General features: G+C 66.1%; 8 protein-coding genes, 1 tRNA gene and 3 pseudogenes. 5 read left to right on the top strand and 7 right to left on the bottom strand.

Annotated features, from left to right (window positions below; all coding sequences use genetic code 11):
- The coding region (locus tag BM339_RS46925) for a transposase (protein WP_143118900.1) at positions 1 to 274 on the bottom strand (274 nt) is incomplete at its 3' end.
- 74 nt (positions 275 to 348) lie between these two features.
- Positions 349 to 1,341 (bottom strand): hypothetical protein, encoded by a 993-nt coding sequence (locus BM339_RS46920; protein WP_075025057.1) that lies wholly within the window; start codon positions 1,339 to 1,341, stop codon positions 349 to 351.
- 320 nt (positions 1,342 to 1,661) lie between these two features.
- Here BM339_RS46920 and BM339_RS46915 point away from each other — a divergent pair, with 320 nt between their 5' ends.
- The gene (locus BM339_RS46915; RefSeq protein WP_075025056.1) at positions 1,662 to 2,198 is read left to right on the top strand and encodes a DUF6985 domain-containing protein; all 537 of its coding nucleotides are present in this window, start codon (positions 1,662 to 1,664) and stop codon (positions 2,196 to 2,198) included.
- A gap of 300 nt (positions 2,199 to 2,498) precedes the next feature.
- Here BM339_RS46915 and BM339_RS46910 read toward each other — a convergent pair whose 3' ends face one another.
- Entirely contained in the window at positions 2,499 to 3,443 is a 945-nt protein-coding gene (locus tag BM339_RS46910; protein WP_143118899.1) for a hypothetical protein, read from the bottom strand.
- 667 nt (positions 3,444 to 4,110) lie between these two features.
- Here BM339_RS46910 and BM339_RS50530 point away from each other — a divergent pair.
- The 3 genes and pseudogenes from BM339_RS50530 (at position 4,111) to BM339_RS52415 (ending at position 10,460) form a co-directional block, all read left to right on the top strand.
- Positions 4,111 to 4,247, top strand: a tRNA-Ser gene (locus BM339_RS50530).
- 2,013 nt (positions 4,248 to 6,260) lie between these two features.
- Positions 6,261 to 6,845, top strand: a pseudogene (locus BM339_RS52810) (ATP-binding protein); the annotation flags it as partial.
- A gap of 642 nt (positions 6,846 to 7,487) precedes the next feature.
- Positions 7,488 to 10,460 carry an ATP-binding protein gene (locus BM339_RS52415; RefSeq protein WP_075025058.1) on the top strand — a complete coding sequence of 991 codons (2,973 nt, stop codon included), beginning with the start codon at positions 7,488 to 7,490 and terminating at the stop codon, positions 10,458 to 10,460.
- 313 nt (positions 10,461 to 10,773) lie between these two features.
- Here BM339_RS52415 and BM339_RS46895 read toward each other — a convergent pair.
- Positions 10,774 to 12,163: pseudogene (locus BM339_RS46895) on the bottom strand (IS1380 family transposase).
- A gap of 265 nt (positions 12,164 to 12,428) precedes the next feature.
- Here BM339_RS46895 and BM339_RS46890 point away from each other — a divergent pair.
- A pseudogene (locus BM339_RS46890) lies at positions 12,429 to 13,472 on the top strand (IS701 family transposase); the annotation flags it as partial.
- 316 nt (positions 13,473 to 13,788) lie between these two features.
- On the opposite strand, the gene BM339_RS49465 reads toward BM339_RS46890, so the two are convergent.
- The 3 genes from BM339_RS49465 to BM339_RS46885 all read right to left on the bottom strand — a co-directional run.
- Positions 13,789 to 14,364 carry a hypothetical protein gene (locus BM339_RS49465; protein WP_143118898.1) on the bottom strand — a complete coding sequence of 192 codons (576 nt, stop codon included), beginning with the start codon at positions 14,362 to 14,364 and terminating at the stop codon, positions 13,789 to 13,791.
- A gap of 12 nt (positions 14,365 to 14,376) precedes the next feature.
- Positions 14,377 to 14,682: a hypothetical protein gene (locus tag BM339_RS49460; protein WP_143118897.1), complete on the bottom strand. Its 306-nt coding sequence runs from the start codon at positions 14,680 to 14,682 to the stop codon at positions 14,377 to 14,379.
- Between the two features lie 228 nt (positions 14,683 to 14,910).
- Positions 14,911 to 15,172: transposase (locus BM339_RS46885; protein WP_143118896.1), on the bottom strand; the 262-nt coding region annotated here is incomplete at its 5' end.

The following is a 15,172-nucleotide window of genomic DNA, read 5'->3' as shown; positions in this document are numbered from 1 at the left end:
GGACCTGCTGCCGCAGCACATCCAGCAGCCGCAGCGTGACCCGCTGCTTCTCCCACCGCACGAAGTACCAGTACACCGTCTGCCAAGGCGGGAAGTCGGCGGGCAGCTGCCGCCACGGGCATCCGGTGCGCACCACGTACAGCACCGCGTCCACGATCTCGCGCCGCGAATGCTTCTCCGGGCGCCCGCCGCTGCCGGCCGGTGGCAGCAGCGGCTGCACCAGCGCCCACTCCTCATCGGTCAGGTCCGACGGGTAACACGACGTCCGAGCCATCGCCACACCCTGCACGAACCGGCACACCGCATCACGCAGACACACCGACCGAGATCAACTTCTCAAACACGCACTTAGACTGCGTATGGGTCCCAGTAGGTGGCGTAGCGCAGCAGCGAGCGAGCCAGGTCTGGGTGGGTTGCGGCCCATCGGGTATCGAAGAGGAACCATTGATCGAACCCGAAGAAGCCGTCGATGTACCGGGCGACCTGCGTGATGTGGACGTCCAGCCGGGTCAGGGACTCGTCGGGCCGCACCGAGCGAAGCATGGCTGGCATCTCGCCGTGGATCGCCTCATGTGCGAGTGGCCGGTCGATGCCGGCGGGCGCCGGGGCGTATCCGCCCAGCCTGGCGTAGCGCTCCATTGCCGGGCTGATGTCGTCCTCTCCGGGAGCGACCAGTGCCCGCAGCAGGCGGGCGTCATGCGGCCAGCGGTGGGCGCCGGGTCCGTCGGTGCCCCGCAATCGGGCGGCGAGTTCCGGCAGGGTCAGACCGGGGAAGATCATGGCGCCGACCAGGTTCAGGTTCCGATGGACGTCGGGCGATTCCCAACACAGGCAGACTGAGAAGACCGCTTCGGGCCCCGGTGGGGCGAGCCGGACGGTACGGACCGGTATGCCAGGGCTGAAGACCGCACCGGACGCGGCGGCATCGGTGGGCAGCGGCCAGGTGTCGTGCAGCAGGAACGCGAGCCGCTCGGGCAGGGCGGCGGCGCTCTTGTCGTCGATGAAGTAGTAGGCGAGGTCCACTTCGTCGTCGTCGGTGCGCACTGTCAGGGCATGCTCGCCGAGCCGGATGAAGTCGGTGTCCCCCTCGACCCACAGGTGCTCGTGCAGCAGCTCGCGCAGTTCGTCGATGCTCTGCGGCTCGGGGAGGTTTCGCTTCTGGGCCTCGTCGAAGATCGAGTCGAGGCGGTAGACATGGCCGCCCAGCTCGCCGGCGATCCATGCTTCCGGGTCGGCGCTTTTCCAGCCGCGGCGGAACCAACCGAGCACGGTGGTGTCGGGTACCGTGACCACCCGCTTACTGAACGGCGATTCCTCTCGCCACCGAGACACGAAATACACGCGCCTGACTCTAGGCCAGCGGTCCATTCCGAGTATGCGCGCGGCGGTAACGGTCACGACCGGGCGAGAGAATGGCGGGCAGCCACCGTGCCGCCCGAGCAGGACCATGGCGGTACCCGGTCTCCGGTCGCTGGCCTGGCCCACACCGCTCATCAGCACCAGCTAGCGATCAGCGGCATCAGCGGACGTTCGTGATGAACGTATGGACCGGGCATGCGGATGGGGCCGCGAGTCTGGCGACCGCAGTGCCGCAGCCTTATCCCTGCCCTCAAGTACTTCAGCGACGGCCCCAAGATCCGGATTCAGTTACCCTGGGCGTTATGCAGATCCCCGGGCTCGGCCGCCTGGTCGAAGACGCTCAGCTGGGCTGGTACCAAAGTGAACCCGTTCCCGTACCTGTGTTGGGTGATGCGCCATGCCGCTTCATCGTTGACGGCTATGTCGATGACCCTGCGCCCGAGGAGTTCCACGCTGCGATCCATGCGTTCCTGACGCTCGACCGGTCGGCGTTGATCACGGCCACACCGTCGATCTTCGCCTACTACCGCGATATCACCGAGGAAATTTTGGCTTCCGGTGACGACGAGTGGTATGTCGAAATTGAAGGTTCAGGCGACGTGCTTGACCACGTCTGGTTCGGGAACGAGCCGATGGTTGTCCGAGATTCACGCGGTGACGGGCATGTTTATGTGTCGCTGGAGTGCGAATGCGACTGGGAGCAAGAGCATGGCCTGCAGTTGGTGTTCAGAGATGGCCGCACGGTGACCAAGGTCGGCCCTTGCGACGGTCACCTGACCAACTCAGCCGCCTGGGGCGATGACTCCCTCGACGGGATCGTTTACCACAACTCTCGTTGACGATACCGCCGTCAGAGAAATCGACACGTCGTACACCACCTCACGGCGCTGACCAAGGCACGTCCGCCTAGAGGAGCGCCTCGATGGGCACGAGATCGCTGTTCAACTTCCGAGCAGCGGCAGAAAAGTACGCTAGAGATGCGGCCGCTAGTGATCGTCCGTGCTTTGATCAGACTTCGTGGCCGCGGGATGGGAGCGTGAAGACGTCACCGCGAAGACAGTCACTCCTGGGATCGGGCGACAAGGGAGCCGGTTCGCCGAGGACGATCTGCGCGCGCGTCGCCGAATAGGCCAGCGTGCTCAAGGATGACGGACACGCGGAAACACGCTGGTCCCGGGATGGTCGTTGCGGAACCTGGACAGTGCTGTGGCCGTCACCTTGGTATCGACGAGGTCGAGGTGGTCGAGGTCGTACCGCTCGAGCACCGGGACAATCGCATCGCTGACCGGTGTCCCGCGAAGGCTCAGCGATCTGATGCGCGTGACGCCGTCGAGTAGCGTGATCAGGTCCTCATCGGCGGCAGCGGTGAGGCGGATGGTCAGATTGTCAAGCTTTGCCGGCAGGCTCGTCGAGCCGGCGACGTTGGCGGCCGTAAGGCTCACGCCGTGCAGGGACGGAGAGAAAGCAGCGTCCAACCGGAGAGTGTCCTTCGCGCTGAGGCGCACGTTCCTAAGGTGGGGGGCGACTTCGGTCAGCATTGCCTGACCCCATGGATGCGGCGGAAGGTTGGTAATTGTCAGATCGGCGAGAGCGCCGAGTTGCCCGCCGTCGGCGCCGACACGGAATGCGCTCGGTTCACTGAGATGCAGGCGCAAGATCCGTAGTTTCGGGAATCGCAGGAAGGCCGACATGGCTTCGGCCTCGATTGTGCACGCCTGATGCTCGAAGATCTCAACGCATGGCAGATCCGGCAAGGCGGAAAGTAGCTGGTCATCGAACTCTTCGGTCATCAGGGCGAACGACCACACCTTGCTAGAGGCGGTCGCCAGATGTTCGAGGTCGGAACGATGCCAGCATTCAGCGCGCGTGTGAATACTGAACGGAGTTCCGTCGTGCCGAGGCGGCGGCGCTGGACCCAGAACATGAAATGGCGGTGCCCCCTCTTGGGAGTGATAGAGCCGGGAATCGTCATTCGTGAAGCGCCCGCAACACACGACTTCGACAACCGTCGCCGTCCCCGTCTCACTGACCACCGCAACATTCACCCATTCGGGAACGTGGCCGTCGCGCCACAATTCAGCCACGGCGGTTTCCGCGTCACATCTGCTCAGTGCGGCAGCCCGACGATGGCCGCTGTCCTCCGGAAATCTCAACTCGCCGGGTTATGGCGCGTGCCCGTCGTAGGACTGGTTGAGCCGAACCCGGAACACCAACGGCTCCGGCAACTCTTCGGAAACCAGCGACTGGGCGAACTGTCGTGCGGCCCGAACTGAAGCACTAAACCGCGCGGCGAACACCTCTCGATTCACCTGACCAGCCTACAGTCCGACCATCCAGGACCAACCATCCGGTCATCGGCAGAAGAGGATGGTCGTTGGCATACTTTGAGGTGCTGGCAGGCACCAGTTCGTGGGAGCGAGCCGAAGCCGAACCCATTGTCTCCCCCACTACCGATCTGCCCTACACGCCGCACCGTGGAGTGCTTCTGGATGTAGTTGGGGCCCGATCCATGTGCTGCATGAGTGCCTGGACGCCCCGGACGCGGTCGGCCGGCGGGTGGTGGACTCCGTCGGGCGGAGATGGTCAACTTCGCAACAAAGGACGGCCGATCAAGAGCTGGACGTGAGCGACAGGGACCTGCCCTCAAAGCTCCCAAGCCCTCGGAGGACGCACCGGCGGCTCACGCAAGACAGTGAGTCCCTGGTGAGGCTTGACCATCGCACACGTTAGGTAGTCGCCTTATAGCGCTGCGTGGTAGATTGGCGGTAACACAATCCGCTTATCGGCTTCTCGCTCGTGAGCGACCTGGGTTTTCGCAGGTCAGTACAGCGCTCAGACGTTGTGACCTGAAAAGCGGAAGGTCGGCGGTTCGACCCCGCCCCTGCCCACCTCCACACCTCTGACCAGCCGAAACACGGTCAGAGGCGCTTCAGTTTCTGGCCCCGAAGCGGCCTCAAGCGGATGTACACCGCTCGAACACCTTCCGCCTACCGCATGCAGAAGTCCCCGCCGCCGACTCAGCGAACCTGACTCCAGGAACGCCGCGCTCCCACCGGCAGCCAACGCCAACACAGTAAAGGACACCCCGGAGCGCTCAGCAGTATGAGTGAACGTCTGCAGCGCGAGTTCGAGGGCGTTTACAGGACGATCTACTCGTCGGCGTGACCGATCTCGGACGTCTGACCACCGTCGACCTAACTTCCGAACGTCAGTCGATGGTGCCTGAAGAATCCAGCCACCGTTGAAACCACGAATTCCATGCTGTGAAGACATCTTTCGGTGCCTTCACTCGCGCCGTGCGGCAGCACCTTTCTAAGGGCCGGGCGGTCATGTTGAAGTCAAGGACACTGCCATCGGGTTCGCGGAGGAGCCGCCGAGCGCGGTATCCGGGGAGGATGGCCTTCCCCAGTCGGCGGCACGACGGGTGACACCTCGAGTTCGGCGATGATGGAGCGGCTGGTGTCCAGCAAGGCGTTGTCGATGTGCGTTCTCTGTCGACCCGAAGTCGGCGTCAACCCTCCGAACCTCCAGGAGCCTGGAGACGCTCGGTCGCGACCCGGCAGGGAAAGGCGGGGAGCCCGGGTGGGAGTCCGGGCTTCCCCCCGCCGTCACCGTCAGTGCGCTGTCATCGAATCCCAAGACCGAATGGAGCGTCTAGGCGGCTGAGGTCCACGATGCCCGGTCCTCGGCTCGAAGACCATCGTGGTGAACACGCCATGTTCAGCCACCTCGCACTCGTTCTGACAGCACTGAACGGATTCTTACGCCGGGACGGGCCGGTCGGGCTGTAACAGAGCGTGCGAGTACGTAAATCCCCGCATGAACCGCTTCCGCACGCCTTCGGCGTAGGCCACGATGTTGTGCGGACGCTGCCTCCGTTCGGCCCTTCTGTGGGAGATCGGGTCGCTGGGTGCGGTCGGTAGGCGTCACGACATGGATCCCAAGACCGAGCGGACAGCGAATGAAGCTCACAGTGCAGGTCGACGACGTACCGGCGTGGCCGATCCCGGTGGCACACTTGATCAATGCGTGCGGAGGGTTTGCGTACCTCCTGCAGGGAGCGTCGGGGCCGCTGGGCACCGTGGTGACGCTGGCTGTGGGAGCCTCACTAGGGCAACTCGCGGGCGCGTCTGCCCAACAGCGCCGATCTTGAACGCTGCGAGATCACGATGAAACACTCCAACGAGTGTGCGCCTTTCGAAGAGCTGGTTGCCGGACTCGTGCAAGGACGTCAGCGTGATGGTCTGCCGCAGCTGCTCGCGCCGCTCGGGCGACGCCTCGTCGACCCGAATGCTCCGCTTCCGGGCTGGCAGGAATGCCGCCGAGTACTGGAGCAACTGGGGATGCCGCCAGGTGAGGCGTCGACGTTTGAGGCAGCACATGAGCAAGCCACCCGGTATCGACGGCCAACACGGCCACAGCCGCTCCAAGCACTCGCATCGGCACAGGCCTCAGGTTCCGTGACACCGAATCCAACGCGGGAGGTGAACCGTCAGCGACGGGTACCCGAGGACATCGAAGGGCATGATCGCAAACCCGATCCGCTCACGGAGGATCCTCAACCGAGCACCTTCGCAGAACTGGACGTCATCTTGCGGCGGTACTGGCGGTGGGCCGGTCGCATCCCCACCCGGGAACTGGCCAGGCGGTCCGGCGGCATGTTCTCGCATGCAACGGCTCATAAAGTGACTGGGAACCGCCGAGCCACAGCAACGGCGTTTAGCGCCAGGCTTGATTACCTCACCGCCTTCGTTGCGGCATGCGGAGGCAGTGACGGAGATCAACGTCGATGGAGCAGCGCTTGGCGCTCGATTGAGATGCGGGACGATGACCTATGAGCTCGCTGATACGTCAGTGGGACCCGGCCAGCATCGGAATCTCGTCGACCGTCACAGAACAGTATTCGAGGGCGGTGCTCCGGAGGTGCCGCCATCATTAGGCCAACTCAGACGCCCCCTCCTTTCGGTCGGCTCCCGCTGGTAGGGCAGGACGAGGCACTAGAGGCCTTTGACCGTGCGATGGCGGCGACCGAACACGGTGGTTACGGCTTTGTGGCTCTGCGTGGCGACCCGGGGGCTGGCAAGACACGGCTATTGAATGCGCTGGCCAACGTCGCGAGTTCACGTCGACTGGTTCTGATGGGTCAGGCGGCGGGACTGCCGGCGGAGCCGTGGGGAGTTGTCGTCGATGCGGTCGACGGCTATCTGGCCGACTGTCGGCTTGCACTTCCGCGTCCTGCCCTAACGCAGCTGACAGGAGTCCTTTCAAACCTGTATCGACGCGCCACAACCGACGCCGTACCTCCTGCCAGAGCGAGCACTGGAGGAACCGAGGACGGGACTGTCACACTGCATCAAGCCATGAGACTCCTGTTGGAGGAGATCGCCGCGCCTTCTGGGTTGGTGCTGATTTTGGACGAGCTACACCGAGCCGACAATGCCACCCTGGCGCTGCTGGAAGACATGGTCCGGCATCCACCGCGCGGAAGGATCCTCATAGCGGTGGCCTACCGACCTCGCCAGGCTCCAGCAGCGTTGACAGCACTGATCGAACGTGCCGAACCGACTTGCGCACTAATTCCCGTGCCTGCCCTGACGCCCCGTCAAGGAACCGAACTCCTCAGGCATCTGAATTTCGAGGGCATGCCGGAGGAACAAGCAGCACTCTTTGCGGCCAGCCAAGGCAACCCGCTGTACCTGGAGGCTTTGGGTCGCATGGCTCAGAACCACGACGGCGTCTTGGAAGCTTTGGCTCAACCTCTGCCCTCACACAGCGCACCGACGCTCCCGTCCGCGGTCACAGCCATGCTGACGCTTGAGATGCACAGTTTGCCGATGTCGGCGCGGCGAGCCTTGCAGGCAGCAGCAACAGCCGCGCAAGCTTTCGATGTCTCGCACGTTGCAGCCGCTGCTCAACTGTCGCCGGAAGCAGCTCAGACGGCTATGGATCAACTACGCGCCCACGACATCATCCGGCCGACTACCAATGACAGGTTCGCCTTCCGACATCCACTTCTTCGGCATACAGCCCACGTCTTGGGTCCCCCCTCGCCGGCCAAGCCGCGAAGCACTTCGGCCCCGCTTGAAGAACGCCAGCCCCTTCCAGTGACCGGCATAGGTGCAAGCGGCATGGGTGCGCCCATGCCAGAGGCTCGCGATCGAGTCGGTGTGACCCCGTTGGTGGGGCGACGGGATGCGTTGGACGCACTGGAGCGCGCCCTCGACAGCGCCGAGGCCGGGTACGGCTTCCTGGCGCTGGTGGGCGAGCCGGGCGTGGGGAAGACGCGGCTGCTGGGCGAACTGGCCGACGCGGCGACGGCACGGAGGCTGCCGTTCGTGGCGGGCCGCGCGGCGGAGTTCGAGCAGGAGATGCCGTTCGGGGCCGTCATCGACGCACTCGACGACCGGCTAGAGGAGCACGCGCTCGACCTGCCGCCCGCCGCGCTGCGGCTGTTGGGCTCAGTGTTCCCGGGACTCGCCGACCTCGCCGCCGACCCGCCAGCGACGTCCCCTGTTTCGCAGGTCGCTCGCTACCAGATGCACCGGACGATGCGACAGCTGCTGGAACGGCTCGCGGCTCCGTCCGGACTCGTCCTGATCCTGGACGACCTGCACTGGGCCGACGACGCGACCGTGGAGCTACTGGACCACTTGGTCCGGCATCCGCCGCGTGCACGGGTACTGATCGCGGTCGCCTACCGTCCGGCACAGGCGTCACCGCGGCTGGCGGCGCTGGTGGACGCGGCGGGCGCGCAAGGCGTACAGGTGTCTGTCGACCCGTTCACGCAGAGCGAGGTCGCGCAGTTCCTCGGCCCGGACGTAAGCCAGTCACGGTACGAGGCGCTCTACAAGGTCAGTGGCGGCAACCCGTTCTACCTCGAAGCACTGGCGAGGATCGAAGCCTCCGGCGATTCGGCCAGCGTCACGAGCGGGTTGGGAGGGCATGCGTGGGAGGAGGGTGTAGCGAATCTGCCCGAGGCGCCGCGCGCCGTGCGAGCGGCCATTCAGATCGAGCTGAGCGCACTGCCGCCCGACGCGCTGCTGATAGCGCGCGGTGCGGCCGTCGCTGCCGACGTGTTCGAGCCGACCCTCGCCGCAGTGGCCGCAGAGATGGACCTGGCCAAGGCGCTGGCCGCGCTGGACGTGCTGGCCGCGCACGACGTGGTGCGGCCCGCACGGGGGGGCCGGTTCCGGTTCCGGCATCCACTCGTCCGGCACGTCGCCTACGCCTCGACGGCTGCGGGCTGGCGGCTGGCCGCACACGACCGCGTCTCGTCCCGGCTGGCCGAGCTCGGCGCGCCGGCCACGGTCCGCGCCCATCACGTGGTGCGCTCGGCCCGCTTCGGCGACCGTGACGCCATCGCCACGCTGGTAGACGCGGCGCGCGCCGTAAGCCTCCATACGCCCGCCGCCGCCGCCTTCTGGCTGGAGGCCGCACTGGAGCTGATGCCGGACGAGACCAACACACCGGGCGCGGTAGTGTCCGACGACACGCACCCCGACCGGGTCGAGCTGCTGATGCAACTCACCCACGTGCAAGCCGTCAGCGGCCACGCCGAGGAGGGCCGCCAGACGGCGCGGACCCTGCTTGGGCTGCTGCCACCGGAGGACACCGTCCGCCGGGCAAGGACCGTCCAGCTGTGCGCGGTGATGGAGCGGCAGCTCGGCCGCATCCACGAGGCCCGCGCTATCGTGCTGGACGAGCTGCGCCGCACCACCGACCGGCAGACCCCCGAGGCCATCTTGCTGCGCATCCGCCTGGTCGCCGACCGCATCCAGCGCATCGACATCCGCAGCTCGCAGGCCGTTCTCGACACGATCCCCGAGAGCGCCCCCGAGTGGAACCCCGGCCTGACGGCCGCGGTCGCCTCGATGCGGCCGATGGTGTCCTACGCGCGCGGAGAGATCGAGGAGGCCATCGCCTACGCGCAGACCGCCGACCAGCTGTTCTCCGCAGCGTCCGACCACGCCTTCGCAGACTGCCTGGACTGCGTCCTGTGGCTGGTGTGGGCCGAACTTTCCCTCGGGATGTACGACAACGCGCTTCGGCACGTCGAGCGACTTGTGACTATCGCCCGGGAAACGGGCCAGATCTACATCCTCGGGTACATGCTCGCCAGCCAGTCCCGTTCCCTGCTCCTGAAAGGGCGCCCAGAGGAGGCGCTTGCGTCCGCCGACGAGGCTATCGCTGTGGGGCGCGACCTGCGCTCGCAGGAGGTCCTCGCTTACGGGCTGACCCAGCAGTGCCTTGCAGCCAGCTACATGGGCGACCATGACCGGGCGCTGCAGGCCGGGGACCAGGCGGTCGCCAACGACACCGGGTCCGGCGAGTGGTGGACGCACATGGCGCACATCGCCCGCGCCATCGCGATCATCTACGCGGGACGGCCGGACGAGGGCGCCGAGGCACTGATCGCCGCGTGCGGCGACGGGACCCAGGGCCTGGACTTCAGCACCTTGGTCGTCTGCGCCGAGACGCTCGCCTCCGTCCGCGCCGCGCAGGACGACCACGCCGACGCCGCCCACTGGGCGGAAATCGCCGAGGGGATCGCCAACCCGGCGCTGGCCGGGGACGTCGGGCTTGCCCGGCTCGCCCGCGCGCACGCCGTCCGCGCCGCCGACCCGGCGCGGGCCGGGGCGCTGGCGGCCGAGGCCGCCGATCTGCTCGCCAAGACGGGGCGGCGCCCGGAGGCGGGCCGTGCCGAACTGGCCGCCGGGATCGCTCTCGCGGCCGCCGGGGACCGGGCCCACGCCCGCGAGCGGGTCCGTGCCGCCGCGGAGACCTTCCGCGCGTGTGGGATGCGGGGGCTGGAGGCGCAGGCCGTCCGCGAGCAGCGCCGCCTCGGGGTGCGGGTGCCGGCGCCCGGCGGTTCCACCGGCCCCGGGGGCGGCAGGAGCCCTAGGGAGAAGCTGCAGTTCGGGCTGTCGCCGCGCGAGCACGAGATCGCCGAGCTCGTCGCCAAGGGCTGCAGCAACCAGCAGATCGCCGAGCGGCTGTTCCTCAGCGTCCGGACGGTGGAAACGCACTTGGTGCGGGTATTCGCCAAGATCGGCGTCTCTTCGCGGGTCGGCGTCGCGACGGCGATAAACCGGCCCGACTGACTATCCCGCCGCCAAGGCGACTTCTAGGAGAGCGATCTCCTGCGACGCTGCGCCCGCATCAGGCGCAAAGACCAGACGGACCACACGCGGCAGAAGAGTGCGTGCGTTTGAATAAGGCCCCGGTGCTCGGGGAGCTGTGCCTCGACAGCTAGCCTCGATCTTTCATGAGGCTGGTTGGGCCGCGTAGCGGCCCAACCGGCTGGTGCTTTTCAGCGGCGGGTCAGCGTGGTGGCCCAGCTGTCGCGCTGGGTGGGCGGGGTTCCACGGGCCCGGGCGGTCTCCTTCCTTGCGTTGATGGGGCGGTTGGTCTTGGTCAGGGTGCCGGCAGCATCTGCAGGCGGGTGATCGCGGTGGCGATCAGGTCCGCCCAGGGCCAACAGCGGGCCAGACGCAGGCGCAGCCGCCGTCCGTCTCGCACCAGCCGTCCAGCGGCGGAGAACATCCGCAGCCGCAGGCGCTTGGGTTCCCATCGCCGGGCGGGGCGATCGTGGAGTGCGAGCATCTGGGCCCAGGCGGTCACCTCCGAGGCCAGCGCGACCAGTTCGAGCCAGAGCTCGTTCTGGGCGAACCCGTGCAGGGGCAGGTTGCGCAGCCCGGTGTCTTTGGCGCACCGGATGCGGTCTTCGCAGCGGGCCCGGCGGCGGTGCCGTAGTTCCAGGTCTGCCAGCTGCCCGTGTTTGCCGCCGGTGCGGGTTCCGGTGACGAAACATGTGAAGCGGTGCCCATCGAGATCGGTGAATCGCAGCCGGGCGCCGGGGTGGGGGCGTTCGCGGCGGACGATGACCCGCGTCCCCTTCGGCCACGACGACAGGTCGAGCATGCCGGTCAGCTCGGCCACCCACGCCCCCGGGCGGGGCCGGCGGCCGGCGTCGTAGGCGCACTGCCACACCCGCTCGGGCAGGGCCAGAATCGCCGCGCAGATGTCGTCGGTCAGGTTGAACCCGATCGAGTACTTCAGCCGACGGGAGGCGACCCATTCCAGGAAGCCATGGGTGCCACCGCCCGAATCGGTCCGGATCAGCACCTGTTTGTGCAGGTGGGCGGGAATCTGCTGGAGTGCCGCCCGGCCGGCGGTGATGTGGTCGGCGGCGGTGTTGGACCCGGCGTTGCCCGCCCGCAGCACCAGCGCGGCGGCCTCACCGGTCCCGCCCTCGCCGTGGTCGATGAACGCCGTCATCGGATGGAACCCGAACGTGTGTCTCCAGGTCGGCGCCGCCCGTTGCTTCTCCGAGTGCGCGATCACGATGGTGGCGTCCAGGTCCACCGGGATCAGGCCCCCGCCGGCGCCTGGAGCGCGGTCGCCGGCCAGCAACCAGGCCCGCGCGCGTGACGCCGCCCGCGCCCGCCGGATCGCCCGCAACGCCTTGGTCCCGGCCTCGGCCAGCGTGGTGACCAGCCGCGACACCGTCGGGTCAGAAGCGATAGGGCCGAACAATTCGGGTGAGGACCGCAGCACCGCGATGTCGGCCAGGCAGTCCCCGCCCAGCGCGAGCGTGATCGCCAGATCTGCCCGGATCGTGCACCGCCCGCGGTGCGCGCCAGCGCTCCAACGCCTCCGACAGGCCTCGGTCCAGCCCCGTCGCCCGCAGCGTCTCCAGCAACAGCAGGCCACCGGCCCGGCAGACGATCCCCGCACCGTCCCCAGAGACGACGATCTTGACCTTCCGGCCTGTAGAGTTCACTCGAAAAGTGCCTTCCGGCATGGACTGAATCGTGACTTCGCAATCCCGATCCTTCCAGGCCAGAGGCACTTTCCTCATGTCAACGATCAGACTCCACCGGCCCCAGGCGAAAGCCCGAGGTTAATACTCCAGCCGCACTTGGAGATCTCGGTCTGATCGAGGTCGGGACATGAGACGGCCACCGCTGTGATCGTGTGGGTGTGTTGAGACCAGACGATCGGCGGTGGCCGTGCCGCCCACTGTAGAAGATGTCGACCCGGCCGGGTGGGCTGATGGGTTTGATGAGCTGTTCGGGCAGGTGGTGGCCCCGTTCTTTGGCCGGCGGGAGCCCAGGGTGCGGGCCCGGTCGTATCTGCCGGGCCTGCTGAGCGGGCTGGAGCGCAAGAACGGCTGGTCGCTGGCGGAGTTCGCCGGGGACGCGCGGCCGGACGGGATGCAGCGGCTGCTCACCCACGCCAGATGGGACGCCGACCAGGTGCGGGACGCGCTGCGGGCGCAGGTGGCCGAGCGGATCGGCGACCCCGGCGGGGTGCTGGTGATCGACGACACCGGGTTTGAGAAGAAGGGCCGCCGCTCAGCGGGGGTGCAGCGCCAGTACACCGGCACCGCAGGCAAGATCACCAATTGTCAGATCGGGGTGTTCGCCTCGTATGTGAACCCCGACCGGCAGCGGGTTCTCATCGACCGGGAGCTGTATCTGCCCGAGTCCTGGTTCGCCGGCCCCGGCCGGCTCGCCGACGCGGGCGTTCCCGAGCGCGCACGGTTTGCGCCCAAGCCGGAGTTGGCCTGGCGGATGATCGAGCGCGCCTGCGATGACCCGCTGCTGATGTTCGGGTGGGTGACCGGCGACGAGGCCTACGGCGACAACACCGGGCTGCGGCGCCGCTGCGCCGGCCGCGGGATGAACTACGTGTTCGCGGTCTCCCGCGACCACCCGCTCGTGCTCGGCGGCGCCCGCACCAGAGCCGATGCCGCCTTCGCCGCCCTGCCGCAGACGGCGTGGCAGCGGCTCTCGTGCGGGGACGGGGCCAAAGGCCGCCGCTGGTACGACTGGGCGTGGATCGGCCTGGACCAACACCAGGGCGAACACCAGTGGATGCTGGCCCGCCGATCGATCAGCGACCCCACCGACCTGGCGTTCTACCGGTGCGCAGCGAACCGGCCGGTCGGCCTGTCCGAACTGGTGCGAGTGGCCGGATCCCGCTGGAGCATCGAGGAATGCTTTCAAGCGTCCAAGAACGAAGTCGGCCTCGATCACTACCAGGTCCGCAAGCACATCGCCTGGTACCGGCACATCACCTTGGCCATGGTCGCCCACGCCCACCTGGCCTTCCTGACCGCCGCCCCGCCTCCAGGCCCCGATAACGACACCCACGGCGGCGAGGCTCACGACCTCGCCACACAAGGGGGCTGCCCCGGCAGGGACGTTCGCCCTGTCGGCGGCATGATGGCCACAATCCAGACGATCTTGTCCCGCTCACCGTCAACGAGATCCGCCGCCCGCACGCCCATCTCCACCAGCCCCGACACCCGCCACGACACCGAATCCGCTGGTCACGCTGGCGACACCGCCATCAAGCCCGCGCCCGCCGCTGCCACTACCGGAGACAACGACGCATCATCGATCACTAAATGCGGCTGGACTATTAATCCAGTGAAGAATACGGAAAGAAAGAACTCATTCCAAATAGCGGCTTAATGAACTCCTTGCTAGGCCCTTTTATAAGCAAAAGTTCTAGATCCTCTTCGCCATCAAAAAACCCCCTCTGCATTGTGGTTATAGTGGGAAATCGAAGCCATCCAAATGTTTCAACTTGGCGAACCTGAACGTCGACGACAACGACAGCCGCCACCTCGAATGGCAAATTGGCATGATACAAATTCACGACCTGATCAATAAGGCACTCTGCGTCAAAGTTCTCCAAAAATGCTACGTCCTTGGGATCTTTCTTAAAGTCATGCCAGCGACCGACTATTGCTGCCAACTTCTCAAGATTAGAGATCATCTCCTTCGGCGTAAACTTGAAAGTCCAATTCTGCGGCGTCCCTTTGACGAATTCGACTATCCAGTCGATGGTCGCCAAATAATGCCATGGATCGCAATCTTTGCAGCCACCACGGCGATGCTTTTGAGCTTCATCATATGAGGCATCATGGAAGTGGACACCGCCACCAGCTTGGATGGTGACGGAATTATCTCCAGCAATTTGCTTCTGGTTCACTACTGCCCATTCTCAATGAAAGCGGCTATTGTCGCCTATTTGCATATCGTTCCCGGCTTGCAAGTTAACGGAATTGCTTCCGCTGCGCTGTGTTTGGGTCGGATTCGGGTTCCCGCGGCCACGCGTAGATGTGTATGTCTGAAAAATTGCAAAAATTGCCACACCCAAAGCGATGACACCAATCAAGGAGCTCACGACACTTGCTGTCTTATCAGCCTTATCAAGGCCGGATATTGCGTAAAAGGTGGCGAGAGCAACAACAATGAGTCCAACTAGGCCTACTCCACCCCACAGCGCCACGCGGTGTGTCCTGTTCATGGAGTAACGGTCTCAGATCAGAGAGCCTGACGTCCCGTGATCGCCTTCGAAGCCTCGTGCGGGGTGGCTGTGTTCGTTTGGGTCGCTTCTCCCTCCGCGGACGGAGCATCGCGGGGTCAGTGACGGCGGCGAGACCGAACCTGCGGATTCTGTGGCCAGGACAGGACGACCTTCGTGGACGTGCCAGGGCTTCTGTGAGGACTCAGTGCGTGTTTGAGAAGGATCTTGTTATAGGTATTCGAGGGGGCGCCGGCGTTGACGGACGGCGGGCTGCCCGCCGCGGGCCATGCGGCGGGTCATGAGGCCGATGGCGGCCCAGCGGATCATGGCTTCGCTGGTGGCGGGGTCGCGTTCGTAGTCGCGGGCCAGCCGCCGGTGCGCGGTCAACCACGCCAGAGTCCGCTCTACCGCCCACCGTCTGGGCAGTACGGCGAACCCTTTCTGATCAGCGGGTTTGCGGACGATGTCGATGGTGGTGCGGAGGGTCTGG

The sequence above is a fragment of the Actinomadura madurae genome (assembly GCF_900115095.1).
Taxonomy (GTDB): Bacteria; Actinomycetota; Actinomycetes; order Streptosporangiales; family Streptosporangiaceae; genus Spirillospora; species Spirillospora madurae.
This window is presented reverse-complemented; position numbering and strand designations above follow the sequence as displayed.

What these genes read in the sequence shown, in the direction of transcription:
- BM339_RS46915 (WP_075025056.1), top strand. Translation starts at nt 1,662, where the DNA reads ATGCAGATCCCCGGGCTCGGCCGCCTGGTCGAAGACGCTCAGCTGGGC.
- BM339_RS52415 (WP_075025058.1), top strand. Translation starts at nt 7,488, where the DNA reads ATGGGTGCGCCCATGCCAGAGGCTCGCGATCGAGTCGGTGTGACCCCG.
- BM339_RS49460 (WP_143118897.1), bottom strand. Translation starts at nt 14,682, where the DNA reads ATGAACAGGACACACCGCGTGGCGCTGTGGGGTGGAGTAGGCCTAGTT.